23 protein-coding genes are annotated in these 25,415 nt (G+C 71.5%); 14 read left to right on the top strand and 9 right to left on the bottom strand.

Annotated elements, in window-relative coordinates:
- The first annotated feature begins 131 nt into the window (after window positions 1-131).
- From K6T13_RS11350 to K6T13_RS11325, 6 genes are all read left to right on the top strand, one after another.
- The gene (locus tag K6T13_RS11350; protein ID WP_346729087.1) at window positions 132-482 is read left to right on the top strand and encodes a YlxR family protein; all 351 of its coding nucleotides are present in this window, start codon (window positions 132-134) and stop codon (window positions 480-482) included.
- A gap of 118 nt (window positions 483-600) precedes the next feature.
- Window positions 601-3,351, top strand: coding sequence for a translation initiation factor IF-2 (infB, locus tag K6T13_RS11345; protein WP_222894685.1), 2,751 nt, complete (start codon window positions 601-603; stop codon window positions 3,349-3,351).
- A 116-nt stretch (window positions 3,352-3,467) separates the two neighbouring features.
- Window positions 3,468-3,950 carry a 30S ribosome-binding factor RbfA gene (rbfA, locus tag K6T13_RS11340; protein WP_222894684.1) on the top strand — a complete coding sequence of 161 codons (483 nt, stop codon included), beginning with the start codon at window positions 3,468-3,470 and terminating at the stop codon, window positions 3,948-3,950.
- Window positions 3,947-4,810, top strand: coding sequence for a tRNA pseudouridine(55) synthase TruB (gene truB, locus K6T13_RS11335; protein ID WP_222894683.1), 864 nt, complete (start codon window positions 3,947-3,949; stop codon window positions 4,808-4,810). Before rbfA ends, truB begins: the two co-directional genes overlap by 4 nt.
- A gap of 34 nt (window positions 4,811-4,844) precedes the next feature.
- The gene (locus K6T13_RS11330; RefSeq protein WP_222894682.1) at window positions 4,845-5,780 is read left to right on the top strand and encodes a bifunctional riboflavin kinase/FAD synthetase; all 936 of its coding nucleotides are present in this window, start codon (window positions 4,845-4,847) and stop codon (window positions 5,778-5,780) included.
- Complete coding sequence (locus K6T13_RS11325; RefSeq protein WP_222894681.1) at window positions 5,780-6,805, top strand: hypothetical protein; 1,026 nt, start codon at window positions 5,780-5,782, stop codon at window positions 6,803-6,805. The genes K6T13_RS11330 and K6T13_RS11325 overlap by 1 nt, the downstream gene beginning before the upstream one ends.
- Here the strand turns inward: K6T13_RS11325 and K6T13_RS11320 are convergent, their stop codons facing one another.
- The 4 genes from K6T13_RS11320 to K6T13_RS11305 are packed head-to-tail and all read right to left on the bottom strand — an operon-like array spanning window position 6,806 to window position 10,873.
- Window positions 6,806-7,051, bottom strand: a complete 246-nt coding sequence (locus K6T13_RS11320) for an HPr family phosphocarrier protein (RefSeq protein WP_222894680.1) — start codon at window positions 7,049-7,051, stop codon at window positions 6,806-6,808.
- A gap of 26 nt (window positions 7,052-7,077) precedes the next feature.
- Complete coding sequence (locus K6T13_RS11315; protein WP_222894679.1) at window positions 7,078-9,147, bottom strand: PTS fructose transporter subunit IIABC; 2,070 nt, start codon at window positions 9,145-9,147, stop codon at window positions 7,078-7,080.
- Entirely contained in the window at window positions 9,144-10,109 is a 966-nt protein-coding gene (locus K6T13_RS11310; protein ID WP_222894678.1) for a 1-phosphofructokinase family hexose kinase, read from the bottom strand. The genes K6T13_RS11315 and K6T13_RS11310 overlap by 4 nt, the downstream gene beginning before the upstream one ends.
- Window positions 10,106-10,873, bottom strand: coding sequence for a DeoR/GlpR family DNA-binding transcription regulator (locus tag K6T13_RS11305; RefSeq protein WP_222894677.1), 768 nt, complete (start codon window positions 10,871-10,873; stop codon window positions 10,106-10,108). The genes K6T13_RS11310 and K6T13_RS11305 overlap by 4 nt, the downstream gene beginning before the upstream one ends.
- A gap of 93 nt (window positions 10,874-10,966) precedes the next feature.
- Between K6T13_RS11305 and ptsP the strand changes: the two genes are divergently transcribed.
- Complete coding sequence (ptsP, locus tag K6T13_RS11300) at window positions 10,967-12,664, top strand: phosphoenolpyruvate--protein phosphotransferase (RefSeq protein WP_222894676.1); 1,698 nt, start codon at window positions 10,967-10,969, stop codon at window positions 12,662-12,664.
- Window positions 12,665-12,668: 4 nt separating this feature from the next.
- Here ptsP and K6T13_RS11295 read toward each other — a convergent pair whose 3' ends face one another.
- Window positions 12,669-13,442, bottom strand: a complete 774-nt coding sequence (locus K6T13_RS11295; protein ID WP_222894675.1) for a hypothetical protein — start codon at window positions 13,440-13,442, stop codon at window positions 12,669-12,671.
- A 103-nt stretch (window positions 13,443-13,545) separates the two neighbouring features.
- On the opposite strand from K6T13_RS11295, the gene K6T13_RS11290 reads away from it, so the two are divergent.
- Window positions 13,546-15,291, top strand: a complete 1,746-nt coding sequence (locus K6T13_RS11290) for a carbon starvation CstA family protein (RefSeq protein WP_222894674.1) — start codon at window positions 13,546-13,548, stop codon at window positions 15,289-15,291.
- Between the two features lie 5 nt (window positions 15,292-15,296).
- Window positions 15,297-15,704, top strand: coding sequence for a hypothetical protein (locus K6T13_RS11285; protein ID WP_222894673.1), 408 nt, complete (start codon window positions 15,297-15,299; stop codon window positions 15,702-15,704).
- On the opposite strand, the gene K6T13_RS11280 is transcribed toward K6T13_RS11285, so the two are convergent.
- Complete coding sequence (locus tag K6T13_RS11280) at window positions 15,690-16,217, bottom strand: AAA family ATPase (RefSeq protein WP_249423745.1); 528 nt, start codon at window positions 16,215-16,217, stop codon at window positions 15,690-15,692. The genes K6T13_RS11285 and K6T13_RS11280 overlap by 15 nt on opposite strands.
- A gap of 111 nt (window positions 16,218-16,328) precedes the next feature.
- Window positions 16,329-18,065, bottom strand: coding sequence for a zinc-binding dehydrogenase (locus K6T13_RS11275; protein ID WP_222894672.1), 1,737 nt, complete (start codon window positions 18,063-18,065; stop codon window positions 16,329-16,331).
- Window positions 18,066-18,427: 362 nt separating this feature from the next.
- Between K6T13_RS11275 and K6T13_RS11270 the strand changes: the two genes are divergently transcribed.
- Together K6T13_RS11270 and K6T13_RS11265 are read left to right on the top strand one after the other, a co-directional pair.
- Complete coding sequence (locus K6T13_RS11270; RefSeq protein WP_222894671.1) at window positions 18,428-19,936, top strand: PTS mannitol transporter subunit IIBC; 1,509 nt, start codon at window positions 18,428-18,430, stop codon at window positions 19,934-19,936.
- 11 nt (window positions 19,937-19,947) lie between these two features.
- Window positions 19,948-20,382: a PTS mannitol transporter subunit IIA gene (locus K6T13_RS11265; RefSeq protein ID WP_222894670.1), complete on the top strand. Its 435-nt coding sequence runs from the start codon at window positions 19,948-19,950 to the stop codon at window positions 20,380-20,382.
- 36 nt (window positions 20,383-20,418) lie between these two features.
- Here the strand turns inward: K6T13_RS11265 and K6T13_RS11260 are convergent, their stop codons facing one another.
- Window positions 20,419-21,654 carry a DUF6596 domain-containing protein gene (locus K6T13_RS11260; RefSeq protein WP_222894669.1) on the bottom strand — a complete coding sequence of 412 codons (1,236 nt, stop codon included), beginning with the start codon at window positions 21,652-21,654 and terminating at the stop codon, window positions 20,419-20,421.
- Window positions 21,651-22,031, bottom strand: coding sequence for a YciI family protein (locus K6T13_RS11255; protein ID WP_222894668.1), 381 nt, complete (start codon window positions 22,029-22,031; stop codon window positions 21,651-21,653). Before K6T13_RS11255 ends, K6T13_RS11260 begins: the two co-directional genes overlap by 4 nt.
- A 189-nt stretch (window positions 22,032-22,220) precedes the next feature.
- On the opposite strand from K6T13_RS11255, the gene K6T13_RS11250 reads away from it, so the two are divergent.
- From K6T13_RS11250 to K6T13_RS11240, 3 genes are all read left to right on the top strand, one after another.
- Window positions 22,221-22,481 carry a DUF6458 family protein gene (locus tag K6T13_RS11250; RefSeq protein WP_222894667.1) on the top strand — a complete coding sequence of 87 codons (261 nt, stop codon included), beginning with the start codon at window positions 22,221-22,223 and terminating at the stop codon, window positions 22,479-22,481.
- Between the two features lie 156 nt (window positions 22,482-22,637).
- Window positions 22,638-22,913 (top strand): 30S ribosomal protein S15, encoded by a 276-nt coding sequence (gene rpsO, locus K6T13_RS11245; RefSeq protein ID WP_222894666.1) that lies wholly within the window; start codon window positions 22,638-22,640, stop codon window positions 22,911-22,913.
- A 282-nt stretch (window positions 22,914-23,195) separates the two neighbouring features.
- Complete coding sequence (locus K6T13_RS11240) at window positions 23,196-25,412, top strand: polyribonucleotide nucleotidyltransferase (RefSeq protein WP_222894665.1); 2,217 nt, start codon at window positions 23,196-23,198, stop codon at window positions 25,410-25,412.
- Window positions 25,413-25,415: the final 3 nt, after the last annotated feature.

Below are 25,415 nucleotides of genomic sequence, written 5' to 3'. Positions count from 1 at the left end.
AAGGCGGCGCGTGGGCCGGCGCAGGTTGAGCAAGCGACGCGCGTGAGCCTGCGAACGCGCGCTAGCGCGTCGAAACCACGCAACCTCGCACGTTAACCGGGCCAACGCACCCGCCTCGGTTCGCAGGGAGCGTGCGAGACCGGCTAAGGTTGCTGGCGGTGGTCAGCACTTCGACATCCCCTGCCCGGACCCCGGTCCGGACCTGCATCGGATGTCGGGAGCGAGCCGCCAAGCGCGAGTTGTTGCGTGTCGTGCGGGGCGCGGATCGCGACGGCCGACCGGCCGCCGTACCCGATCCCAGCGGCACCGCTCCGGGTCGCGGGGCGCACCTGCACCCCACGCCGGAGTGCTACGAGCTCGCGGTGCGCCGGAGAGCCTTCGCCCGGGCCCTCAGGGTCCCGGACGGGCTGACCGGCGCACCGGTGGGTGACTACCTCGTCTCGCGTGCACACACGACCGACCGACAGGAACTGGAGCAGTAGCTCATGAGCACTCGATGAGTAACTCGCGATGAGCAGCTTCGCGTTGAGCACCGCCCACCAGCAACCACCAACGGTCTGAGAGTCACCCCGACCCGGGTCTCAGGCCAGAAGGAGAAACGTGGCCAAGACCCGAGTCCACGAGCTCGCCAAGGAGTTCGGAGTCGAGAGCAAGTTCGTTCTCGAGAAGTTCAAGGAGATGGGGGAGTTCGTCAAGTCGGCGAGCTCCACCGTCGAGCTGCCCGCGGAGATGCGCTTCCGCAAGGAGTACGGCGAGCAGCTGAAGTCGTCGGCTGCCGCGGCACCGGCCGAGGCGCCCGCCGAGAAGCCGGCCCCCAAGAAGGCCGCTGCCAAGAAGGCGACCCCCAAGCCGCCGGGCAAGAAGGCCGCTCCCGAGCCGGAGGCGCCGGTCGAGCAGCCCGCCGTCGACGAGGCCCCGGCCGCTGAGCCGACCGTCGTCGCGCCGGACGACCAGGAGCCGCCGGCGGAGCCCGAGGCCCCGGCCGCGGCTGCCCCGGCGACGCCGAAGCCTGCCGCCCCCAAGCCCGCTGCGCCCAAGGCGCCCTCGCCGCGTCCGGTGGGCCGGGCGGGTGCGCCGCGTCCGGGCAACAACCCGTTCGCGTCCAGCCAGGGCATGGGCCGTCGTCCCGCCCCCGCTGACCGTGGTGGTGACGACAACCGTCCGCCGCGGCCGCCTGCCGGCCGTGGCGCGCCCGGCGTGCCGCGTCCCAACCCGGCGATGATGCCCAAGTCGCCCGCCGCCTTCGGCAGCGGGCCTGGTGCCCGTCCGGCCGGTGGTGGCCGTGGTGGCCCCGGTGGCGGTCGCGGCGGTGCCCCCGCCCGTGGCCGCGGCGGCCCCGGCGCCGGCGCGGGTGCCGGCGCGCCCGGTGGCGGCTTCCGCCCCGGTGGCCCCGGTGGCCGTGGTCGTCCCGGTGGGCGCGGCCAGACCCAGGGTGCCTTCGGGCGACCCGGTGGTCCCTCGCGTCGTGGTCGCAAGTCCAAGCGGGCGCGTCGCCAGGAGTTCGAGCAGATGGAGGCGCCGACGATCGGCGGCGTGCGCGTCCGCAAGGGCAACGGCGAGACCGTCCGTCTCGCCCGCGGTTCCTCGCTGACCGACTTCGCCGAGAAGATCAACGTCGACGCCGCCTCGCTGGTGCAGATGCTCTTCTCGCTCGGCGAGATGGTGACCGCGACCCAGTCGGTCGGTGACGAGACGTTCGAGCTGCTCGGTGACGAGCTCAACTACGTCGTCCAGGTCGTCTCTCCCGAGGACGAGGACCGCGAGCTGCTGGAGTCCTTCGACCTCGAGTTCGGCGCCGACGAGGGCGACGACGAGGACCTGGCCATCCGGCCCCCCGTCGTCACCGTCATGGGTCACGTCGACCACGGAAAGACCAAGCTGCTCGACGCCCTGCGCAGTGCCAACGTCGTCGACAAGGAGGCCGGTGGCATCACCCAGCACATCGGTGCCTACCAGGTCGCGACCGAGGTCGACGAGCAGGAGCGGCGGATCACCTTCATCGACACCCCGGGTCACGAGGCGTTCACCGCCATGCGAGCCCGCGGTGCGCAGGCGACCGACATCGCCGTGCTGGTGGTCGCTGCCAACGACGGCGTGATGCCGCAGACGGTCGAGGCGCTCAACCACGCCAAGGCCGCCGACGTGCCGATCGTGGTCGCGGTCAACAAGATCGACCTGCCGGAGGCCGACCCCTCCAAGGTGCGTGGTCAGCTCACCGAGTACGGCCTGGTGCCGGAGGAGTACGGCGGCGACGTCATGTTCGTCGACGTGTCCGCGAAGTCCGAGCTCAACCTCGAGAACCTGCTCGAGGCCATCGTGCTCACGGCCGACGCCTCCCTGGACCTGCGGGCCAACCCGACGCAGGACGCGCAGGGCCTCGTGGTCGAGGCACACCTCGACCGCGGCCGTGGTCCTGTGGCGACCGTGCTCGTGCAGCGCGGCACGCTGCGGGTCGGCGACTCGCTGGTCGCCGGACCGGCCTACGGTCGCGTCCGCGCCATGCTCGACGAGCACGGCGAGAACATCGAGGAGGCCGACCCGTCGCGCCCGGCGATGGTGCTGGGTCTGAACGCCGCTCCGAGCGCCGGTCAGAACTTCATCGTCGTCGAGGACGACCGGATGGCACGCCAGATCGCCGAGAAGCGGGAGGCCCGCGAGCGGGCAGCCATGCAGGCGAAGCGTCGTGTCCGGCGTACCCTCGAGGACTTCATGGCCTCCATGGAGCAGGGCGAGTCGCAGGAGCTCAACCTGATCCTCAAGGGCGACGTGTCCGGTTCGGTCGAGGCGCTCGAGGACGCGTTGTCCAAGATCGACGTCGGTGACGACGTCAGCCTGCGCGTCATCGACCGGGGTGTGGGTGCGATCACCGAGACCAACGTCGACCTTGCAGCCGCCTCCGACGCGATCATCATCGGGTTCAACGTCCGGCCGCAGGGCAAGGCGACCGAGATGGCCGACAAGGAAGGCGTCGAGATCCGGTACTACACCGTGATCTACCAGGCGATCGACGAGATCGAGGCCGCGCTCAAGGGCATGCTGAAGCCCGAGTTCGAGGAGCAGGTCCTGGGCCAGGCGGAGATCCGGGAGATCTTCAAGTCGTCCAAGGCCGGCAACATCGCAGGCTGCATGGTCACCAGCGGCGTGATCCGGCGCAACGCGAAGGTCCGGCTGCTGCGCGACGGCGCGGTCGTCCAGGACAACCTGGAGCTGGCCTCGCTGCGCCGCGAGAAGGACGACGCGTCGGAGGTCCGCGAGGGCTTCGAGTGCGGTCTGGTCCTGAAGAACTACCAGGACATCAAGATCGACGACGTGATCGAGGCCTTCGAGATGCGGGAGATCCCGCGCGACTGAGGTGAGGTGACAGGGGTCCCCGGCCGGTCCGGGGATCCCTGCACCCCTCGGCCCTGCACCACCCGAGCAGTGCATGAGTCGCCGCCCCGCCGGTGGCTCCGACACGAGGAACCAGAATGAGCAGCAGCAACCCCCGAGTCCGCAAGATCGCCGACCGGATCCGCGTCATCGTCGCCGAGATGCTGGAGCGGCGGATCAAGGACCCGAGGATCGGCTTCGTCACGGTGACCGACGTCCGCGTCTCCGGCGACACCCAGCAGGCCACGGTCTTCTACACGGTGCTCGGCGAGGAGACCGACCTCGCCTCCACCTCCGCCGCGCTCGAGTCCGCCCGGGGCCTGTTGCGCTCGGAGGTCGCCAAGCAGCTGGGGATGCGTCACGCGCCCACGCTGGAGTTCGTCCACGACGCGCTGCCGGAGAACGCCCGCCACCTCGACGAGGTGCTCGCCCGGGCCCGCCAGCAGGACGAGGCGGTCGCCGCCGCGCGCGGCACGAGCTACGCCGGTGAGGCAGACCCCTACAAGAAGCCCCGGGAGCAGGCGGCCGACGCGGACGCCGGTGACGAGGCGGATGCGGTCCACGAGGACGACGAGGCGTGACCGACGCACCCGGCCTGGTCGTCGTCGACAAGGCCGGCGGGATGACCTCCCACGACGTGGTCTCGCGGGTCCGGCGACTCGCCGGCACTCGCAAGGTGGGCCACGCCGGCACCCTGGACCCCATGGCCACCGGCGTGCTGGTGCTGGGCGTCAACCGCGCCACCCGGCTGCTGGGACACCTGCTCCTCACCGACAAGCGGTACGACGCCACGGTCCGGCTCGGCGTCACGACCACGACCGACGACGCGGACGGCGAGGTGGTGGTCACGGCACCCGTCGACCACCTCGACGAGTCCGCCGTCCGGGCCGCCTTCGCGGACCAGGTCGGAGAGCTCGACCAGGTGCCGTCGTCGGTCTCGGCGGTCAAGGTCGACGGACGACGCGCCTACCAGCGGGTGCGTGAGGGCGAGGAGGTCGAGCTCGCCCCGCGACGGGTGACGGTCCACGAGCTGGTCGTCCGCGACGTGCGCGACGGGGAGGTCGACGTCTCGGTGCGGTGCTCCAGCGGCACCTACATCCGGGCGATCGCCCGAGACGTCGGGGTGGCGCTGGGCGTGGGGGGCCACCTGACCGCACTGCGGCGCACGGCGGTGGGTCCGTTCGACCTGACGCACGCGCGGACCCTCGAGGAGCACGCGGAGGCGTTCGGGCTCATCCCGATCGAGGACGCGGCCCGGGTCGCGTTCCCGGCGTACGACCTCGACGATGTGCAGGCCGCCGACGTCCGGCACGGTCGACGGCTCCGCGCCGCGCTCCCCGCCGCGGGTCCGGTCGCGGTGTTCGCACCCGACGGGGCCTTCCTGGCGCTCTACGCACAGGAGGGGGACGTCGCCCGTGCCGTCGCGGTCTTCACCGGCTGAGCCGGGTGCCCGCGACGTCGATAGGGTGCAGCCCGTGCAGGTCTGGCGCTCACTCGACGACGTCCCGGCGTCCCTCGGCGCCACCACGGTCGTGATCGGGAACTTCGACGGCGTGCACCGGGGGCACCGGGCGGTCATCGCCCGCGCCCGTGGGTCGGCCGAGACGAGCGAGCGACCCCTGGTCGCCGTCACCTTCGACCCCCATCCCATGGCCGTGCTGAGGCCCGAGCACGCTCCCTCGATCCTGACCGCCATCGACACCCGCGCGGCGCTGCTCGCCGAGGCAGGGGTCGACCACGTGCTCGCCCTGCCCTTCTCCCGGGAGATGGCCGGCTGGTCGCCCGAGCAGTTCATCGACCGGGTCCTGGTCGAGGCGCTCCACGCCGCAACGGTCGTGGTGGGGGCCAACTTCCGCTTCGGCAGCCGCGCCGCGGGGGACGTCGCCCTGCTCCGGGAGGTCGGCCGCTCGCGGGGCTTCACCGCCGAGGGCATCGCCCTGGACGGCGGCCCGCAGGTCTGGTCCTCCACCTACGTCCGCACCTGCCTGGCGGCCGGCGACGTCGCCGGGGCGGCCGAGGCCCTGGGACGTCCGTTCACCGTCCGGGGCGAGGTCGTCGTCGGCGACCGGCGCGGCCGCGAGCTCGGCTACCCGACGGCGAACGTCCCGATCGCCGAGGGCATGGCCGCCCCCTCCGACGGCGTCTACGCCGGGTGGCTCACCCGGCTCGACACCGCGGAGCGCTACCCCGCTGCCATCAGCGTGGGGACCAACCCGACGTTCGCGGGAGAGCGCGCGCGACGGGTGGAGGCCTACGCGCTCGACCGGGACGACCTGGAGCTCTACGGGGTGGAGGTCGAGGTCACCTTCGTCGACCGGCTGCGGGGGATGGTGCGCTTCGACGGGGCCGAGCCGCTGCTGGAGACGATGGCCGACGACGTACGTCGCACGCGCCTCGTCCTGGGGTCCTGATGGCCCGCCGAACCCACGAGCGCGAGATCGAGCCGTGGTTCATCCGCAACGGCCTGCCCTACTTCGTCCCCGAGGAGCGCGCGCGGGCCCGGGCGGCGCTGCGTCCGCGCAAGACCGTCCCGGTCATGGTCCTGGTCGCGCTGATCGCGGTGGGCTCGGCGGTGGCGCTGACCTGGGTGACCGGCCGGGCGTCGTTCGCGCCGGCCACGCTGACCCTCTTCGCGATGCTGGCGGCCGGCTTCTACGCGATCACCGCCCTGCGCGCCCGGCCGATCCTCGGATGGGCCCTGCGGCGGACCCGGAGCAGCCTGCGGCAGCTGCTGCCGATGGTCACCCGGGCGCTGCCGCTGCTGCTGCTCTTCGTGACCTTCCTCTTCATCAACGCCGAGGTCTGGCAGCTGTCCTCGACGCTGGACGGATCGGTGCTCTGGCTGACGCTGCTGCTCTTCGGCGGCATCGCCGTGCTGTTCCTGGTCGTGCGGCTGCCGGAGGAGGTCGACAAGGTCGACGACTTCATCGACCTCGAGCTGGTCCGGCGCGCCACCCGGCGTACCCCCATCGAGGAGCCGGTCGGACAGCTGCTCGACGAGCAGGGGAGCCACATCGACTGGCGCCGGTACGGCGACGTGCCGGGCTACGAGCGGTGGAACCTGATCCTGGTGCTGCTCGTGACCCAGATCGCGCAGGTGCTGCTGCTGTCGCTGGCGGTGCTGGGCTTCTTCCTCCTCTTCGGCGGCATCGTGATGACCGCGGAGGTCCAGCAGGCCTGGACGGGGCAGGAGCGCCTGGTCAACGTCCCGTTCCTGACCCAGCTCTCGATCGAGCTGGTGCAGGTCTCGGTCTTCCTGGCGGGCTTCTCGGGCCTCTACTTCGCGGTGGCGGTGCTCACCGACGAGACCTACCGCGACCAGTTCTTCCGGGAGGTCCTCGACGAGCTGGAGCGGGCCGTCGGGGTGCGCGCGGGTTACCTGGCACTGCGTGACGCCGCGGCCGGGCCCGAGGACCCGGCCACCGGCGTCGCCTGATCACTCCGCGTCGAGGTCCTGCTCGACGAGGTCGGCGATCGTGTCGACGGCCGACGAGTCGTCGCCGGCCACCTCCACGGTGTCGCCGTTCTTGGCGCCCAGGGTCATGATCAGCAGCGACGAGCTCGCGTCGACACCGTTGATGGTGACGTCGGAGCCGAGCTCACCGGCCTTCTCGGCGATGATCGCGGCGGGCCGGGCGTGGAGGCCGACGGCCGAGCCGACGACGACGGACTTGGAGGGCATGGGTTCCTCTTCTCTGGTGGTGGGTGTCAGACGGTGACGAGGTCGGTGTCGCGGTGGCTGGCCTGCTTGAGCACGACGACGGCGGCGGTCGCGACGAGCGTGCCGGCGACGAGGGCGACCAGGAACCCGATGATGTTGCCGACGGCGAACAGGACGAAGATCCCGCCGTGGGGGGCGCGGAGGGTCACGTCGAGCGACATCGCCACGGCACCCGTGACGGCCGACCCGGCCATGATCGACGGGATCACGCGCAGGGGGTCGGCGGCGGCGAAGGGGATGGCTCCCTCGGTGATGAAGGAGGCACCCATCAGCCACGCGGCCTTGCCGTTCTCGCGCTCGGGAACGGTGAACAGGCGCGGCCGGACGACGGTCGCCAGCGCGAGGGCGATCGGGGGAACCATGCCGGCCAGCATGACCGCCGCCATCACCTTGAGCTCCGGCGCGTCGGTGGCCGTGGCGGCTGCGGCGAGGCCGGTGGTGGCGAAGGCGTAGGCCACCTTGTTGAGCGGGCCGCCCATGTCGAAGGCCATCATCAGGCCGAGGATCGCGCCGAGAACCACGGCGAGGCCGGGGGTCTCGTTCATGCTGCCGAGCCCGTCACTGAGGGCGTCCATGAGGGATCCGAGCGGCCGACCGATCAGCACCACCATCACCAGACCGGTGACGAGGGTGGCGCCGAGTGGGATGACCAGCACCGGCATCAGGCCGCGCGCCCACGACGGCACGGCACGCGAGGCGATCCAGTGAGCGACCAGACCGGCCAGGACGCCGCCGATGATGCCGCCCAGGAACCCGCTCTGCGGCGTCCCGAAGCCACCGAGGTCGATCGCCAGCGCACCCATCGCGAAGCCCGGGGCGATGCCGGGCCGGTCGGCGATGGCATAGGCGATGTAGCCGGCGAGGGCCGGGACCAGGAACTTGAACGCCGTGGCGCCGAGTCCGAAGAGCGCTGCCCCGAGGTAGGCGAAGAAGCCACTGCCGAGGAGCGCGTGGTCGAGGCCGAGCGCGTCGGGGTCGGGCAGGTTGAACAGGGAGTTGGTGGCGAGGATCTCGCCGGCCGGACCGGTGATCTCGTAGCCGCCGAAGAGGAAGCCGAGGGCGATCAGCAGGCCGCCTGCGGCGACGAACGGGATCATGTAGGACACACCGGTCATCAGCACCCGGCGTACCCGACCGCCCCAGGTCTCACCCGCGGCCTCGCCGTGGCCGGCGGTGTCGACGCTCCCCTCGACCCGCGGGGCGTGCGGGTCATCGGCGTAGCGGAGGGCCTCGGCGATCATGGCGTCGGCGTCGTCGATCGGTCGCTTCACCCCGGAGGAGACGACCGGCTTGCCCGCGAAGCGGTGGCGGTCGCGCACCCCGACGTCCACTGCGAAGACGACCGCGTCGGCCTCGGCGATCTGGTCGTGGGTGAGCGGGTGCGAGCCCGCCGACCCCTGCGTCTCGACGCTGATGTCCACGCGCGCGCGGGCGGCGGCGGCCTCGAGCGCCTCCGCGGCCATGTAGGTGTGCGCGATGCCGGTCGGGCAGGCCGTGACGGCCACCAGCCTGCGCCGGGCCTCGTGAGCGGTGGACTCCGGCGCCGTCGACTCGGCCGGCGGCGCGGGGACGGGACTGGCGGCCGGCGCGGTGGCCGCTGCGGCCGTGATCCCGAGCTCCTGGTGGACCAGGGCCACGACCTCGTCCGGGGTCTCCGCTGCGCGGAGGGCGTCGGTGAAGGCGGGCTTCACGAGGGCCCGGGCCAGCTGGGTCAGGATCTGGAGGTGGTCGGCGTCACCGCCTGCCGGGGCGGCGATCAGGAACATCAGGTCCGCCGGGCCGTCCTTGGCTCCGAAGTCGACGGGGGGTTCGAGTCGGGCGAAGGCCAGCGTGGGCTCGGTGACGCCCTCGGTACGGCAGTGGGGGATCGCGATGCCCCCGGGCAGGCCGGTGGCCGAGGTCTCCTCGCGGGCCAGGGTGTCGCGCACCAGCTGGTCGACGTCGTGGGCACGGCCCGCCTCGCCGACGACGTGGGCCAGGGCCCCGATGACGTCGTGCTTGGTGGTGCCGAGAGGGGCGGCGAGACGCACCAGCCCGGGAGTGATGAGGTCGCTCATGAACGGTCTCCTTGGGTGAGGTCGAGCGAGGTGACCTCGACTCGGGTGGGGTCCACCTGTGCGGGGTGGGGAATGGTGGTGCCGGGGAGCCCAGCGGCGGCGCTGCCGTAGGCGACGGCGAGTGCCAGGCACTCGTCGGGGGTGCGACCCTGGATGTCGCCGAGCAGGTAGCCGAAGAGGCTGGAGTCCCCGGCACCGACCGTGCTCACCACGGTGGTCGGGGGCGGTGCGGCGTACCAGGCGCCGTCCGCGCGCAGCAGGACGGCTCCGTTGCCGCCGAGGGTGATCAGGACGCACTCGACGCCACGCTCGAGCAGCTGGGTGCCCGCGCGGGCGGCCGCGACGGGGTCCTTCTCCAGGGTGTCGCCGTCCTCGCCGGTCAGCGAGGCGAGCTCGTGGCCGTTGGGCTTCATGAGTCGGGGGGCACCGTCGTGGAGCCTGCCGACCAGCGCGTGCAGCGGGTCGTCGCTGGTGTCCACCGCCACCTTGGCGCCGGAGCCCGCGAGGGCGACGACGAGGTCGGCGTACCAGTCGACCGGCGCGCCGGGCGGCAGGGAACCGGCGAGCACGACCCAGTCGCCCGGCTGCGCACGCCGGACGAGCGAGTCCGCGATCGCGGCCCGGGTGGCCTCGGTCATCTGCGGTCCGGGACTGTTGAGCTTCGTGGTGGTGCCTTCCGGGTCGCTGATGGTGATGTTGACCCGCAGCGCCCCGTCCTGCCGGACGGGACGGCAGTCGACACCGGCGGCCAGCAGCTCGTGGACGAACGGGTCGTCCTCCGGCGCCGGGAGCACGGCGAGCGTGGGGACCCCGGCTGCCACCGAGGCGCGGGAGATGTTGACGCCCTTCCCGCCTGCCTGGCTGGTCACGGACGCCGCCCGTTGCACGGCCCCGTGGTGCAGGGGCTCGAGCAGGGTGACGGTCCGGTCGTGGCTGGGGTTGGCCGTGAGCGTCAGGATCACGCGACCACCACGTCGAGCCCGGCGCGCTCGAGGGCGGCGCGGTCGTCGTCGCGGACGGCAGCGTCCGTGACGACGACGTCGATCTCGCCCGGACCGGCGAAGCGCTGCGAGGACTCGACGCCGATCTTGCTCGCGTCGGTGAGCACGACCCGGCGTCGCGCGCACCGCACGATCGCCCGCTTGGTGGCGGCCTCGTCGCGGTCGGGCGTGGAGAGGCCGAACTCGGCGCTGAGCCCGTTGGTGGCCAGGAAGGCGACGTCGGCGCGGACGTCGGCGAGTGCCGCGACGGTGTCGGTGCCGACAGCGGCGTGGGTCGTCGTGCGCACCCGGCCGGGCAGCAGGTGGAGCTCGATGTGGGGCAGCCCCGCCAGGCGTGCCGCGATCGGCACGGCGTGGGTGATCACGGTGAGCTTGTGGTCCCGGGGGAGGAGGGCAGCGAGCCTCCCGGTCGTCGACCCGGCGTCCAGCACCACGACGGAGCCGGCCGGCGGCAGCTCCTGCAGCGCAGCGGCGGCGATCTGGTCCTTGGCGAGCGTGTTGGCGCGGTCGCGCTCGCTGAGCCCGGACTCGATGACGGTGAGCGAGCTCGCCGGCACCGCACCTCCGTGGACCCGCCGCACCAGACCGATACGCTCGAGCGAGGAGAGATCCCGACGCACGGTCTCGGTCGTCACCTTGAACTCGTCGGACAGCTGCACCACCGACAGTCGACCGTGCTGGCCGATCAGCTGGGCCATCGCCTGCTGGCGTTCCTCGGCGTACATAGGGGGCTCCGTCCATCCCGTCGGGTCTGTGTATATGTTGTTTTACGCCCGAACGTGTTGACTGTCAAGGGGGTGACGTGCGTAACTTGTCTCATGGCTTCCACCACCCAGCTCGTCGGAACCCCGGTCGTGCCCGGCATCGCCCACGGGCCGGTGCTGCTCGCCCGCGGTGAGATCGCCCAGTCCGCCCTCGACTCCTTCGACCCCGCCGCCTTCCCCGACGCCGACTCCGCCCTCGGCCGGTACGACGAGGTCGCGGCGGCGGTCGCCGACGGCTTCGCGGCCAAGGCGGACCGCGCGTCCGGTGCGGCCGCCGAGGTCCTGACGGCCTCGGCCGGTCTGGCCCGCGACAAGGGGCTGCGCGGCGCGGTGCAGAAGGAGCTGGCCGCCGGCGACGACCTGCTCACCGCCGTCCGCAAGGCCGTCGACTCCTTCGTCGCGATCTTCACCAGCATGGGCGGTCTGATGGCCGAGCGGGCCACCGACCTCCGTGACATCGAGCGGCGGATGGTGGCCCGCATCGTGGGGGAGCCGGAGCCCGGCGTACCCGTCCCCGAGCAGCCGTGCATCCTCGTCGCGGGGGACCTGGCTCCCGCCGACACGGCGGGCCTCGACCCCGAGGTGGTGCTGGCCCTGGTCACCGAGCGCGGAGGCCCGACCAGCCACACGGCGATCATCGCGCGCCAGCTCGGCATTCCGTGCGTCGTCGGGACCGCGGGCGTGCTCGACGTCGCCCCGGAGGCCCGGGTGCTCGTCGACGGGACGGCCGGAACGGTCGAGGTCGACCCCGACCACGAGGACGCGGAGCGCCGGGTGGCCGCCGACCGCGAGGCGCGGGCCGCCACGGCCGCCTGGGCGGGGCCGGGTCGCACCTCGGACGGCAAGCCGGTCCGGATCCTGGCCAACGTGGCCGACGGGGAGTCGGCGCGATCTGCAGCGCAGGCGCCGGTGGAGGGCGTCGGTCTCTTCCGCACCGAGCTCTCCTTCCTGAACCGGAAGGACGAGCCCTCCGTCGAGGAGCAGGCCGAGATCTACGGCGAGGTGCTCGACGCGTTCGCCGAGCCCGGGCCCGGAGGACAGGACCGCTATGTGGTCGTCCGCACCCTCGACGCCGGCTCGGACAAGCCGCTCGCCTTCGCCAACCTCACCGACGAGGAGAACCCGGCCCTCGGGGTGCGCGGCCTGCGCCTCTCCTTCGACAACCCCGGGCTGCTGGACCGACAGCTCGACGGCATCGCCCGCGCGTCCGAGGCGGCCGGCACCGAGACCTGGGTGATGGCCCCGATGGTGGCCACCGTGGCCGAGGCGGCCGACTTCGCCGCGCACGTGCGCGCCCGTGGCCTCAAGGCAGGTGTGATGGTGGAGGTGCCCAGTGCCGCCCTGCTGGCCCACCAGATGCTCGCGGCGGTCGACTTCCTCTCGATCGGCACCAACGACCTGACGCAGTACACGATGGCGGCCGACCGGATGGCGACCGACCTGGCCCACCTCACCGACGCGTGGCAGCCGGCCGTGCTGCAACTGATCGCCATCACGGCCGAGGCGGGTCGGCAGGCACAGAAGTCCGTGGGGGTCTGCGGCGAGGCCGCGGCTGACCCGCTGCTCGCGTGCGCCCTGGTCGGCATGGGCATCACGTCACTGTCGATGGCGGCAGCCGCGGTGCGGCCGGTGGGCGCGATGCTGGCGTCGGTCACCTCCGAGCAGTGCGAGGACGCTGCCGAGGCGGCCCTCGCGGCTCCCGACCCCCAGGCCGCGCGCGAGGCCGTCCGGACGGTGCTCAGCGGCAGCTGAGGGATCAGGACTGCCAGGCGGCGAGACCCCGACGGCAAGCACGTGCCAGCTGCCGCTCGGCCCGCCAGCGCTCCCACAGGCGGGGTGGCCCGACCGGACCGACGTCCGGCAGCGGCTCGCGTGCGCTGATCCCGGCCTCGGAGACCGCCACGGGCAGGGACCACGCAGTCCACGACTCCAGGTCGGGGAACGACGCCTCCTGCGCCAGCACGAGCCCGGTGCCCGGCGTCGGTCTCGGACCCCACGAGTGCGTGAGACCTGACGGCTCGCGGCGCACACCCGCGCACCGGGGCTCGGCGCCGTCGGCGGTGACGAGGAGGAGGTCAGCGGCATCGCTCCGGGCCGGCGGGGGTGACAGCGTGCGTTCCGGTTCGAGCACCACGACCAGTCGCGGCAGGAACCACCAGTGCTCGCGCATCAGCAGGGGGGAGTCGGCGTACCGACGAGCCGGGGGGTAGCGACGCAGCTCCTGCAGCTGCAGCTCGTCGCGGTAGAGGTCGCCGTCGAGGTCCTCGACCAGCCTGGTCCGGCAGGCCCACGCCGTCGGCGTCCACCCGCTCGCGGTGTTGCGGGGCTCGCGGACCAGGAGGTCGACGCGTGCAGCCCCGGAGAGCGACACCGCCAGCTCGACGCGGTCGAACGTCAGCGCGAGCACCGGTGTGCCGTCCCGCAGCAGGGGGAGCACCGCAGCGGCCCGCGGAGCACCGGCTTCGTCGACCCACCCGACCTCGCCCACCGAGGCGGTGTCGATCACCCGTGTCAGGTCTCCGTCGTCCACGGGTGCCCAGCGTAGGCGAGTCGCGCGCGGCTCTTGCGGGTGCCGCGTGACGACGGCCACACTGACCCCCGGACCCCCCAGTCGCCGATAGTCAGGACGGACCATGCCTGCCGTAGTCGTTGCCGTTGTGGTCGGAGGGCTCTACTTCCTCGGGTACCGCTACTACTCCCGCTACCTCGCGGAGAAGGTGTACGCGCTCGATCCCGCGTACGTCACGCCCGCCCACCGCTTCTCGGACGGGGTCGACTTCGTGCCGACCAACAAGCACGTCGTCTTCGGGCACCACTTCACCTCGGTCGCGGGGGCAGCGCCGATCGTCGGGCCGGCGATCGCGGTGTTCTGGGGCTGGGGGCCCGCGCTGCTGTGGATCGTGGTCGGCACGATCTTCGCCGCGGGGGTGCACGACTTCGGCTCGCTGGCGGTCTCGGTGCGCCACCGGGCACGCAACATCGGCACCATCGCCCGCGACATCATCAGCGTCCGCGCCCGCACCCTGTTCCTGGTCATCATCTTCTTCCTGCTGACGCTCGTGAACGCGGTGTTCGCAGTCGTGATCGGCAACCTGTTCGTGGCCAACCCGGGCGCGGTCATCCCGATCTTCGTGGAGATCCCGCTGGCGATCGGCATCGGCCAGTACATCTACAAGACCCGGTCGCCGGCGCTGGTCCCCTCGCTCGTCGGCGTCGTCGCGCTCTACGCCCTGATCTGGGTCGGCCAGCAGGTCCCGATCGACATCACCCCGCTGGCCGAGGCACTGGGCTTCGAGATGGCTCGCAACCTCTGGGTGATCATCCTGTTCGCCTACGCCTTCATCGCCTCGCGGCTCCCGGTCTGGATGCTGCTGCAGCCGCGGGACTACATCAACTCCCACCAGCTCTTCATCGCGCTCGGCGTGATCGGCCTCGGGGTCCTGGTCGGCTGGAACACGATCGTGGCGCCGGTGGTCAACGACGTCCCCGACGACTCGCCCTCGATCTTCCCGTTCCTGTTCATCACCATCGCCTGCGGTGCCATCTCCGGGTTCCACTCGCTGGTGTCCTCGGGGACGACGGCCAAGCAGATCGACAAGGAGACCGACGCCCGCTACGTCGGCTACATGGGCGCCGTGGGGGAGGGCAGCCTGGCCATGGGCGCCGTGCTCGCCGTGACGGCCGGTGTCGTCGCGACCCGCACCGACTGGGAGGCGCTCTACCCCGACTTCGCCACGGCCTCCGGTGGGGCAGTGGGCAACTTCGTCAACGGGGTCGCGGTGTTCGCCAACAACCTCGGCGTACCGCTCGAGCTCGGCGCGATCTTCGCGGCCGTGGTGGTGATCAGCTTCGCCGCCACCACCATGGACACCGGTGTCCGGCTCCAGCGCTACGTCGTCCAGGAGATCTCCGAGATCGCCGGCTGGCGCGCCGGAGCGCGCAACCTGACCCTCGCCGGGGCGATCGCCGTCGTCGTTCCGCTGGTGATGGCGCTGCTGCCAGGCGGCGGAGAGGCCGGCTACACCTTCGGGGTGCTCTGGCAGCTCTTCGGCACCACCAACCAGCTCACCGCCGGACTGGCGCTGACGGTCGTCGCCGTCTGGGTCGCCAAGCGTGGCCGCAACCCCGTGGCCGTCGTGGTGCCGCTGGTGTTCCTGCTGGTGATGACGTCGTGGGCGCTCCTGGTCAACCTGAAGAACTTCGTGGACGCCGGCGAGTGGGTGCTCGCACCGCTCGACGCCATCATCTTCGTGCTGGCGATGTGGCTGATCGTCGAGGCCGCACTGGTGGTGCAGCGCATGCGCCGCGGAGAGCTGCCTCCCGACACCGAGGACGTGGACGAGTCCGTCGGCGGCGCGCAGCAACGCCGGGAGCCCTGAGCGGCGTGCCGACGCGGGTGGTCCTGGTGCGGCCGTGGGCGGACGCCCGTGGCAGCAGTGGCTGCTGCGCGGGGGACAGCCGTGACCCCATCGCCGTGGCGGGGCGCCGCCAGCAGCCCGTCGAGCACGACCACGCCACGCGGGTGCTGGCGGCCGCCTACGGGCGGTTGCGCGCGGAGCTGCCCGGGGTCGACGTCCAGGTCGTCTCGGCAAGCAACACCGCCTGGCTGGTCCCTGCGGTGCTCCGCGCGGCTCGGGGCGACGGGCTGCGGGCGACCCTGCGGCGTACCAACCAGGCCACGCGGCCCGGGTCCCTGCTCGTCGACGGCCGGTACGCCGGCGACCTGGTCGAGCTCGGGCCCGCCGGCGTCGTCACGGCGGTGCGGGAGCACCTCGGGTCAGCGCCGGTCTGACTCCACCCTGGCGGCGATCTCCTGCGCGGCCTCGGCCGGTGTGAGGTGGGTGGTGTCGACGACCTCGGCCTCCTGGTGCAGCCAGGTCCGGGACGCCTCGGCGTAGGGCGCGAGGTACTGCAGCCGGAACGGGGACGGCACCGGCGTCGCGCTCTCGATGCGGTGGCGGAGCGTGTCCTGCTCGGCGTGGATGACGAAGTGCCGGACCGGGATCCCGTGCTCGCCCAAGCCAGCTGCGATCTCGCGCCAGTACTGCTCCACCAGCACCGTCATCGGCACCACCAACGTGCCGCCGGTGTAGTCGAGCACCCGCCGTGCGGTGTCCACCACGAGCGGCCGCCACGGCGGCCAGTGCTGGAAGTTGTCGGTCGCCGGCAGGCCGGGCGAGATGTCCATGAGGGTCTCGCCGACCTTCTCGGCGTCGAAGACACGGGAGCCCGGGAGCAACCGCTGAACCAGTGTGCTGGTCGTGGTCTTGCCCGCGCCGTGGGTGCCGTTGAGCCAGACGATCACGGGGGTGACCGTAGCCGCGCACCAGGCTTCCACGGACACCGGGGGACCGGCCGGGAGTTCCTGCGCCGTCGGCGGATGCGCCCGCGGTGCATCGCAGCCGCCAGGTCGCCGCTAGCCGCTCAGCTGGCTGTCGAAGATCGCCTTCTCCGCCTCGTCGTTCCACGTGTTGCCAGGGCCCAGCTTCTCGGCGACGTCCGGCAGCTTCTCCTCCAGCTCGTTGAGTCCCATCAGGGGGAGGTCGTGGATCTGCGGGAAGATCAGGACCTTCCCGGAGTAGCTGCCGTCGACCAGGGCCTGGAGGCCGTCCTTGGCCGCCCGCATGCCGCCGACGGCGCCCACGATGGATCCCGGAGAGAGCTCACCCCGGTTGGCCAGGTCCACCACCTGCTGCTGGTCGTGGATGGTCAGCCCTGAGGTCCCGGTGAACTGGGCGTTGTCCAGGTAGACCGCGCTCAGGTTCAACGGGGCCAAGGTGCCGTTGGGGACACCGGCGAAGAAGACCAGCATGCCGTCGGGACGCATCAGGGTGTCGGCCTCGGCCATCACAGCGGCGATGGGGACGCTGACCACCACGTCGTCGGCCCCCTTGCCGTCGGTGATCCCCATGACGAAGTCGTGGAGGGACTCCTCCGCGGTCTGGGAGTTGAAGGTGAGCAGCTCGCAGTCGTTCTCCTCAGCCAGGTGGGCCAGGCGACCCTCGAGGCTCTTCAGGCGCTCGTCGCTCACCTCCGTGGCGACGATCTTGCTGGGGCCGTCGGGCTGCTGCATGGCTCGCTGGATGTGCATCAACCCCATGGGGCCGCCGGCACCCACGAAGACGGTGGTGCCCCTGGAGCGCAGGTCGCAGCGGTTGCGCGCCTCCCCGTAGGAGGCGGCGATGTCCGGTCCTCGGCCGCCGAGATAGGCGGTGTAGTCGTAGTGCAGGCGCCCCACGTCGGTGTCCACCAGGCCGTCCAGGGCGGTCTCGCCCACCAGGTTGAGGGTGCCCCGCCGGGCGATGTGCTCGGCCACAGCCCCCACCGTCGCCGCGGAGCGGGGATCGAGCATGACGATGTCGTCGAAGCCCGCGCCGTCGGTCAGCTCGTCGACCAGGGCCTGGTAGTCGTCGGTGCCGACGCCGTTGCGCACGATCTTCGTGGCCGACGTCTGCTCCACCAGCTCGTGCACCGAGGGGGGCACGTCGGTGAGCACGATGGTGGCTGGCGCGTCCAGACCGGAGGAGAAGAGGTACTCACGCTCGTCGCCGGGCCGGCCGATGATCCACATGGTCCCGTCTTTCCTGGGTTCCAGGCGGCGACGCTGGGTGTAGGCCGCCATCACGCAACCCCAGGGCTCCAGCGTGGAGGCCTCGGCATAGCCCATCGTGTCAGGCACGGGCAGCAGGCAGGCACCGTCGTCGGTGTCGAGCATCTCCGCGCCCATGAGGTGGTACTGGATCAGTCCGCCGGGAATGGTGTAGCCGTAGGCCGTGCTCTTGCCGTCCTGATAGATGTCGGGCTGCACGGCCAGACGCTGGCCGGCGTGATACCTGTCCGCGAGGTTCTCCCCGACCTCGATGACCGTGAGGCTGACCTCGTGACCCAGTCGGGTGGGCTCCGTGGACAGATCGCGGTTGTAGAGCTTCGGGTGGCTGCCTCCGGCGCGGAGGATCTTCACGTCGGAGAAGCAGAGCCCCACGCTGTCGATGCGAACCAGCATCTGGTCGGCATCCGGTGCGGGGACGGGCACCAGCTCGGGTTGATCGTCCTTGCCCATGTTCTCCTCGCCCGCGCCGTACACGTGCCAGGCCCAGCTCTCCTGCGGCCGGTCGAAATCGGCCGCGCGGTACCGGTCGTACGCTGATGTCATGGTTCCTCCGTGTTCGGGTGCCTCGAGCCCCGGACATCCACCGGGGCCGCTGAGGCGAGATGCGAGCTGGGTCCACCTTCTGCCCCGGGCGCCACGCCCGCGCTGACGCCCTCCCTGCTGTGCGGCCTCCGACCGTCCTCGGGTGCCTTGGAGCGCAGGGCCTTCAACGGTTCTCCTCGCTCGGGTCTCGTGCCGCCTCGGGTGAGCGCAGCACCGCCACCATAGTCGCAAAACGGGCATAAATCCACACGAACGAGCCAGAAAGTGCGCCCGACTCCTTGTGAATGTGCCCGAGTCTGTGGTTCACTGGGGTATCCGAAGTGACCGGAGTCACCGCCCGGTCCGGTAGAGGAGGAGAAGAGATGGCGACCACGACGGATGCCCCACGGACCGGGGCCCGCGTACGCGTCCAGCAGTTCGGGACGTTCCTGTCCAACATGGTGATGCCCAACATCGGCGCCTTCATCGCCTGGGGACTCATCACCGCGATGTTCATCGAGGTGGGCTGGCTCAACCTCGGCGGGAAGGGCAGCCTGGCCCCAGACGGCTGGGTGGCCCAGATCGGTGGTTGGGGTGAGTTCGAGGGCGGCGGCATCGTCGGTCCGATGATCACCTACCTGCTGCCGCTGCTCATCGGCTACACGGGCGGCAAGATGATCTACGACACCCGTGGCGGTGTCGTCGGTGCGATCGCGACCATGGGTGTCATCGCCGGCACCGAGGTCCCGATGTTCATGGGCGCCATGGTCATGGGCCCGCTCGGCGGCTGGACGATGAAGAAGATCGACGCGACCTGGGACGGCAAGATCAAGCCCGGGTTCGAGATGCTGGTCAACAACTTCGCCGCCGGCATCTGGGGCGGCATCCTGGCCACCTTCGGCTTCTTCGCGATGAGCCCGATCATGGACGGCATCGTCAATGTCGGCAGCCGAGGCATCCAGTTCCTCACCGACACCAACCTGCTGCCGTTCACCTCGCTCATCATCGAGCCGGCGAAGGTGCTGTTCCTCAACAACGCGATCAACCACGGGATCCTGACGCCACTGGGCGCGGCCGACGTGGAGAGCTCGGGCGAGTCCGTGCTGTTCCTGCTCGAGGCCAACCCTGCCGCGGGGCTCGGGCTGCTGCTCGCGTACATGATGGTCGGCAAGGGGCTCGCGAAGGCCTCGGCGCCCGGCGCGGTCATCATCCACTTCTTCGGCGGCATCCACGAGATCTACTTCCCGTACGTGCTGATGAAGCCCAAGCTGATCGTCGCGATGATCGCGGGCGGCTTCACGCAGATCCTCATCAACGTGCTCTTCGACGTCGGCTTGCGTGCACCAGCAGCACCAGGATCGGTGTTCGCGGTCTACATCCAGACCAACTCGACCGTCACCGACTACCTCGGCGTCACGCTCTCCATCATCGGTGGCGCGACGGCCAGCTTCCTGGTCGCGGCCCTGATGCTGCGCCTCGACAAGGCCGTGGAGCCCGAGGACCAGCTCGTCGGCGCGACGGCCCAGATGGAGTCCATGAAGGGCAAGTCGTCGGTGGCCAGCAGTGCCCTCGCCGGCACCTCAGCCACGACGACGAAGGAGATCCACTCCATCGTCTTCGCCTGCGACGCCGGCATGGGCTCGTCCGCGATGGGGGCATCGGTCCTCCGCAAGAAGATCGAGGCCGCCGGACACTCCGACGTGACGGTCGTCAACCGGGCGATCGCCAACCTCGCGGACGACGTCGACCTGGTGGTCACCCACCAGGACCTCACCGAACGCGCACGACAGCAGTCGCCGTCGGCGATCCACGTGTCGGTCGACAACTTCATGAGCAGCCCGAAGTACGACGAGATCGTCGAGCTGGTCGACCAGGCCAACGCGGACGAGTGAGGAGAGCGGACGTGAGCGACATCCTGTCGGAGCAGTCGATCGTCCTCGGGGGGCGCGCGTCCTCCCGCGACGAGGCGATCACCGAGGCCGGGAGGCTCCTGGTCGAGGTGGGGGCCGTCGACGAGGCCTACGTGGAGGCGATGCACGAGCGCGAGCAGTCCGTCTCGACGTTCATGGGCAACGGCCTGGCGATCCCGCACGGCACCAACGAGTCGAAGCCGTCGATCCGGCGAACTGCGATCTCGTTCGTGCGGTACGCCGAGCCGGTCGACTGGAACGGCCAGCCCGCCGAGTTCGTCGTCGGGATCGCCGGTACCGGCGACGAGCACCTGGCGGTGCTGTCCTCCCTGGCCGGGATCTTCACCGACGACGAGGCCATCGCCCGGCTCCGGGCGGCTGGCACGCCGGCGGAGGTCATCGCGGCGCTCGGTGAGGTGAGCGCCTGACCCCCGGGCGGTGACCGGACCCGGGGCTGGCGTTGCTCAGCCCCGGGCCCGCTGCCGGCAGAACTCCCGGAGCGGACCTTCGGGGACGACCTCGGCGAGCTCGCGGTACCGGGCGGCGGCCTCCTCCACCCGCCCGGTCCTGCGGGCCAGGTCCGCCAGTGCCAGCCCGGCGTCCCGGGCGGCGTACGCCGGCCCGTCGGCGACGAGGGCCTCGAGCCCCGCGACCACCGTCGCGGGGTCGCGGCCGTTCCGGAGGTGCCGGCGTCCGGCGACGACCAGGCGGGCCACCTCCACCGCCGGCGACGGCCAGGCTCGCTGCAACGCGTCGTAGAGGCCGGCCAGCCGGTCCCAGTCGGTCCGTTCGGCGCTCGGCGCCGCGGCATGCACCCCCGAGATCGCCGCCTCCAGGACGAAGCGGCCCGGCGGCACCGGCGCGAGGCGTGCCGCGCGAGCCGCGTCCTCCAGCCCGGCCGCCAGGAGCCGCGGGTGCCACGCGGTGCGGTCGGCGTCGTCGAGGGTGAGCGCCACGCCGTCGCGCACCCGTCCCGGCCGCCGGGCCAGAGCGAGCCGGCACACGGCCCGCAGGCCCAGCACCTCCGGGTCCGAGGGCTCCTCCGCCGTCAGCGCCTCGGCCAGCGAGAGGGCGTCGCGGGCGGGGTCGTCCGTCGCGTCACCGGGCGCCACTACCTCCCGCTGGCCGACCGTCAGCAGACCGGCCACGCAGGCCATCACGACCGGCAGGCGCTCCTGCCGCACCTCCCGTCGGGGGACCACGAACCCGGCGCCGCTTCCCGCGAGAGCGGCCTTGGCCCGGGTGAGGCGTGCCGCGGCCGTCGCCTCTGGGACCCCGAGGTGCCCGGCGATCTGCCGGGTCGAGAGGCCGCAGACCACCCGCATGGCGAGGACCAGCTGGGCACCGGGCGCGAGCGCCTCGTCACAGGCCACGAAGAGCAGCGCGAGCCGGTCGTCGAGGGCATCCCCGGGTAGGCGGTCGTGGTCCATGGCGGCGGAGGTCCGGTCCGGGTCGACCGCGAGGTCGGGGAGCAGCCGGTCGAAGCGTTGCTGGCGGCGACGGTCGTCGAGCCAGGCGTTGCGGCCCACGCGGACGCACCAGGCTGCCAGGTCGTCCACCGACCCGACGGGCTGGGCGGCCGCGCGGCCGAACGCCTCCGCGGCGTACTCCTCGCCGAGATCGAGGCTGCGCGTGGCGGCGGCCAGCGCCCGCACGACCTGGGGCCAGGCAGTGCGGAACGCCTCCGGATCGAGGGTCACTCGAAGGGGTGGACCTTGCGCATCTCGACGACGCCGCCGGTCGGCACCTGCACGGCCAGCTTCCGGGCGACGGCCTCGTCGCACTCCACCGCGTAGAAACCGGTGATCACCTCGCTGCTGTCGGCGAGCGACGCGTCGCTCCACACGTCCTCGGCGCCGTCCTTGCCGGGCCGCACGGTGCCGCCGTGCTTGTGGTTCTGCAGCGCGTAGCTGCTGACGATCTTGCCGCCGAGCTCCTCGACGGCCTGGGCGAAGCGCCCGTGTGCGGCCATCTCCGCATCCAGGTCGGGGCGGAAGTCGGCCGGCAGGTTCTCCGGCAGGTAGCGGTCCGAGTCCCAGTCGGGCTCGCGGATCAGGAACATCCAGGTTTCGGTCATGACGTCTCCTCTGCTCGTGCCGATTGTGTCGCTCTGACGGGTCCTTGACGATCGGCAGGGCACAAAATCGACACCCGCTCGTCGTCCCTGCGTGCACGGGCGGAACTGCGTGGCGTCCGTGCATCGAGCGCCCCGGTCGCTACGGTGTCGGTGCCGACCGTCCGGTCGGCCTACTGGAAGGGGCCAGGAATGGGTTACGGACTCGGAGTGTCGTTGCTGGCGATCGGGCTGATCCTCGCGCTCGCGGTACAGGACGCGATCGAGGCAGTCGACCTCACGCTGATCGGCTGGATCCTCGCGCTCGCGGGTGTCCTCGTCGTGGTGCTCACCGCCGTGCAGACCAACGCGCGGCGCAGCCACACCACCACCGCCACGACGACGCACGCCGACGGCACGCAGACCACGCAGGAGCGGACGACGGAGCGGCAGGACCCGCCTCCGGCGCCCTGACACCACGCTGCTGACGACCGGCGCTCCGCGATTGGGAGCGCCGGTCGTCGCGCTGATAATCTCCTCCGGATGCCGTGAAACGGCCGCGGACAGAGAGTGCCCCGAGGACGACAGACCCGGAGCGCCGCGCAACGAGAGCAACCGGAAGGAGCCCGCATGTCGATCGGTACCGACGCGGAGACCAAGAAGAAGATCATCGCCGAGTACGCCACGACCGAGGGCGACACCGGTTCGCCCGAGGTGCAGGTGGCCCTGCTGAGCCACCGGATCAGCCACCTCACCGAGCACCTCAAGCAGCACAAGCACGACCACCACAGCCGCCGCGGCCTGCTGCTGCTCGTGGGCCAGCGTCGGCGTCTGCTCAACTACCTGCGCGACACCGACATCGCGCGCTACCGCTCGCTGGTCGAGCGCCTCGGTCTGCGCCGCTGAGACGTTGTGGGAGGGTCCGCCATCGCGGGCCCTCCTCGCACATTTCGTCGGCGCATCCGGCGCCCGGGTAAGGGCGCGCTAGCCTGCAGGCAGCACCACAACTGAACACCACCAGAAATCCAGGAGCGATCCGCGAACGTCGGCCCGGTCCTCGGTAGTGGCCCTCAGGACCCACCCGCCTCGGCGGGGCGGCGCTGCGGGCCTCGATCGAAGACCGGCCACCCACCTCAGCGCGGGTCATTCGCGGGATCGCTCCGCGAACGAAAGTAGAGACCACTCTTCATGTCTGGCTCTGAACCCACGATCTCCGCTGTCGAGACCGTTCTCGACAACGGCAAGTTCGGCACCCGCACCGTCAAGTTCGAGACCGGCCTGCTGGCCCGTCAGGCCGCCGGTTCGGTGACCGCCTACCTCGACGACGAGACCATGCTGCTGTCGGCCACGACGGCCTCCAAGCAGCCCAAGGACCACTTCGACTTCTTCCCCCTCACGATCGACGTCGAGGAGCGGATGTACGCCGTCGGGCAGATCCCGGGCTCGTTCTTCCGCAGCGAGGGTCGTCCCGGCGAGGACGCCATCCTCACCTGCCGCCTCATCGACCGCCCCCTGCGCCCGACCTTCAAGAAGGGGCTGCGCAACGAGGTCCAGGTCGTCATCACCGTGATGGCGCTCGACCCGAACATGCCCTACGACGTGCTGGCGATCAACGCCGCGTCGATCTCCACCCAGCTCTCCGGCCTGCCGTTCTCCGGCCCCGTCGGCGGCGTCCGCGTGGCGCTGGTCGACGGCCAGTGGGTGGCCTTCCCGACCCACGCCCAGCTCGAGGACGCCGTCTTCGACATGGTCGTCGCCGGCCGGGTCACCGACAGCGGCGACGTCGCGATCATGATGGTCGAGGCCGAGGCCACCGAGCGCACGATCGAGCTGGTCCGCGGCGGCGCCCAGGCGCCGACCGAGGAGGTCGTCGCCAGCGGCCTCGACGCGGCCAAGCCCTTCATCAAGCAGCTCGTCGAGGCACAGGTCGAGCTGGCGAAGCAGTCGGCCAAGCCGGTGCAGGAGTTCCCGGTCTTCCTCGACTACGAGGACGACGCCTACGAGGCCGTCGAGGGTGCCGTGCGCGAGGCGACGGCCGAGGCCCTCACGATCGCCGGCAAGCAGGAGCGTGAGGAGCGCCTCGACGAGATCAAGGCGGGGCTGCTCGACCAGCTCGCCGAGCAGTTCGAGGGCCGCGAGAAGGAGATCGGGGCGGCGTTCCGGTCCCTCAACAAGCAGCTGGTCCGCGAGCGGGTGCTCCGCGACAAGGTCCGCATCGACGGGCGTGGCCTGGCCGACATCCGGCCGCTGCACGCCGAGGTCGGCGTGGTGCCCCGCGTCCACGGCTCCTCGCTCTTCGAGCGGGGCGAGACCCAGATCCTGGGTGTCACCACCCTCGACATGCTGAAGATGGAGCAGCAGCTCGACACGCTGTCGCCCGAGAAGCACCGCCGCTACATGCACAAGTACGTCTTCCCGCCGTTCTCCACCGGTGAGACCGGTCGGGTCGGCTCGCCGAAGCGTCGCGAGGTGGGTCACGGTGCCCTGGCCCGCCGGGCCCTGCTGCCGGTGCTGCCCTCCCGTGAGGAGTTCCCCTACGCCATCCGCCAGCTCTCCGAGGCGATGGGGTCCAACGGCTCCACCTCGATGGGCTCGGTCTGCGCCTCGACGCTGTCGCTGCTGCAGGCTGGTGTGCCGCTCAAGGCGCCGGTCGCCGGCATCGCCATGGGGCTCATCTCCGGTGAGGTCGACGGCGAGACGTCCTACGTCGCGCTGACCGACATCCTCGGCGCGGAGGACGCGTTCGGCGACATGGACTTCAAGGTCGCCGGCACCCGCGAGTTCGTCACCGCCCTCCAGCTCGACACCAAGCTGGACGGCATCCCCGCCGAGGTGCTCGCCGCCGCGCTGACCCAGGCACGCGACGCCCGGCTCGCGATCCTCGACGTCATGGCCGAGGCCATCGACGCGCCCGAGGAGATGTCGGTCCACGCGCCGCGGATCCTCACGATCACGGTGCCGGTCGACAAGATCGGCGAGGTCATCGGCCCCAAGGGCAAGGTGATCAACCAGATCCAGGACGACACCGGTGCGACCCTGTCCATCGAGGACGACGGCACGGTCTACATCGGTGCCACCAACGGCGAGGCCGCCGAGGCCGCCCGGGCGGCGGTCAACGCCATCGCCAACCCGACGATGCCGGAGGTCGGCGAGCGCTACCTCGGCACGGTCGTGAAGACCACCAACTTCGGTGCCTTCGTCTCGCTGCTGCCGGGCAAGGACGGGCTGCTGCACATCAGCAAGCTGCGCGCCCTCGCCGGCGGCAAGCGGGTCGACGCCGTCGAGGACGTCGTCGCGGTCGGACAGAAGGTCCAGGTCGAGATCGCCGAGATCGACGACCGCGGCAAGCTGTCGCTGGTCCCGGTCGTCGAGGAGAGCGGCGAGGAGTCGGACGAGTCCGAGTGACCT

Origin of the sequence: Nocardioides coralli, assembly GCF_019880385.1 — a bacterium.
GTDB classification, from domain to species: Bacteria; Actinomycetota; Actinomycetes; order Propionibacteriales; family Nocardioidaceae; genus Nocardioides; species Nocardioides coralli.
Note: the sequence above shows the minus strand (reverse complement) of the source record. Positions and strands in the feature narration are given on the sequence as shown.

What these genes read in the sequence shown, in the direction of transcription:
- rbfA (WP_222894684.1), top strand. Translation starts at nt 3,468, where the DNA reads ATGAGCAGCAGCAACCCCCGAGTCCGCAAGATCGCCGACCGGATCCGC.
- K6T13_RS11325 (WP_222894681.1), top strand. Translation starts at nt 5,780, where the DNA reads ATGGCCCGCCGAACCCACGAGCGCGAGATCGAGCCGTGGTTCATCCGC.
- K6T13_RS11320 (WP_222894680.1), bottom strand. Translation starts at nt 7,051, where the DNA reads ATGCCCTCCAAGTCCGTCGTCGTCGGCTCGGCCGTCGGCCTCCACGCC.
- K6T13_RS11315 (WP_222894679.1), bottom strand. Translation starts at nt 9,147, where the DNA reads ATGAGCGACCTCATCACTCCCGGGCTGGTGCGTCTCGCCGCCCCTCTC.
- K6T13_RS11305 (WP_222894677.1), bottom strand. Translation starts at nt 10,873, where the DNA reads ATGTACGCCGAGGAACGCCAGCAGGCGATGGCCCAGCTGATCGGCCAG.
- ptsP (WP_222894676.1), top strand. Translation starts at nt 10,967, where the DNA reads ATGGCTTCCACCACCCAGCTCGTCGGAACCCCGGTCGTGCCCGGCATC.
- K6T13_RS11290 (WP_222894674.1), top strand. Translation starts at nt 13,546, where the DNA reads ATGCCTGCCGTAGTCGTTGCCGTTGTGGTCGGAGGGCTCTACTTCCTC.
- K6T13_RS11275 (WP_222894672.1), bottom strand. Translation starts at nt 18,065, where the DNA reads ATGACATCAGCGTACGACCGGTACCGCGCGGCCGATTTCGACCGGCCG.
- K6T13_RS11270 (WP_222894671.1), top strand. Translation starts at nt 18,428, where the DNA reads ATGGCGACCACGACGGATGCCCCACGGACCGGGGCCCGCGTACGCGTC.
- K6T13_RS11255 (WP_222894668.1), bottom strand. Translation starts at nt 22,031, where the DNA reads ATGACCGAAACCTGGATGTTCCTGATCCGCGAGCCCGACTGGGACTCG.
- K6T13_RS11250 (WP_222894667.1), top strand. Translation starts at nt 22,221, where the DNA reads ATGGGTTACGGACTCGGAGTGTCGTTGCTGGCGATCGGGCTGATCCTC.
- rpsO (WP_222894666.1), top strand. Translation starts at nt 22,638, where the DNA reads ATGTCGATCGGTACCGACGCGGAGACCAAGAAGAAGATCATCGCCGAG.
- K6T13_RS11240 (WP_222894665.1), top strand. Translation starts at nt 23,196, where the DNA reads ATGTCTGGCTCTGAACCCACGATCTCCGCTGTCGAGACCGTTCTCGAC.